The 907-nt window shown below is 66.5% G+C and carries 1 rRNA gene and 1 pseudogene; both read right to left on the bottom strand.

Going from position 1 to position 907, the window contains the following annotated elements:
- A pseudogene (locus ACFY93_RS02795) lies at window positions 1–438 on the bottom strand (hypothetical protein); the annotation flags it as partial.
- 142 nt (window positions 439–580) lie between these two features.
- A 5S ribosomal RNA gene (gene rrf, locus ACFY93_RS02790) occupies window positions 581–697 on the bottom strand.
- Window positions 698–907 lie beyond the last annotated feature (210 nt).

Genomic DNA, 907 nt, shown 5'->3' with positions numbered 1-907 from the left:
CGCGGTCATCACGCTGGAACGACGGACGCCCGCCCCGGTCACCCCGGTCATCACGCTGGAACGACGGACGCCCGCCCCGGTCACCCCGGTCATCACGCTGGAACGACGGACGCCCGCCCCGGTCACCCCGGTCATCACGGCCGCGGAAGCCACCACCGCGGTTGTCGTCACGGCGGAATCCGCCACGGTCCCCACCCCGGTCGTCCCGGCGCGGGCCGCCGGAGCGGTCGTCGCGGCGGAAGGCCGGCCGGTCGCCGCCCTCACGCCGGAACCCGCCACGGTCGCCGCCGTCCCGACGGTCATCACGGCGGTCATCACGGCGCGGACCACCGGAGCGGTCGCCGCCGTCACGGCGGTCGTTGTCCCGGCGCGGTCCTCCGCGGAAGCCGCCGCGGTCACCACTGTCCCGGCGTCGCTGATCGCGCTCCGGTCGCTCATCGGGAGAGTTGGGGGACATGGTGACTCCTGTCTTAGGTACTGCAAGTCATTCTCGCGTAGCCGGGTACCCGGCGCGCTTCGGAAAAACAAAAAGGACCTCTGGTCCCAGCGAGTCGCTGGGACCAGAGGTCCTCCAAAATTTGTTCGGCGGCGTCCTAATCTCCCACAGGGTCCCCCCTGCAGTACCATCGGCGCTGTGAGGCTTAGCTTCCGGGTTCGGAATGTAACCGGGCGTTTCCCTCACGCTATGACCACCGAAACCCTTTCAGACACCCCGCGATGAACGGGGCCTCGAACGGGCAGCGAACAAGCACACTCTTCAATTGAGTAAGTGAAACTGTTCAGCCAGCACAACCGTTCGTTGTCTGGGAACTACACAGTGGACGCGAGCAACTGAGGACAAGCCCTCGGCCTATTAGTACCAGTCACCTCCACACCTTGCGGTGCTTCCAGATCTGGCCTATCAACC

Origin of the sequence: Streptomyces sp. NPDC008313 (genome assembly GCF_042956125.1) — a bacterium.
Classification (GTDB): domain Bacteria; phylum Actinomycetota; class Actinomycetes; order Streptomycetales; family Streptomycetaceae; genus Streptomyces.
This window is presented reverse-complemented; position numbering and strand designations above follow the sequence as displayed.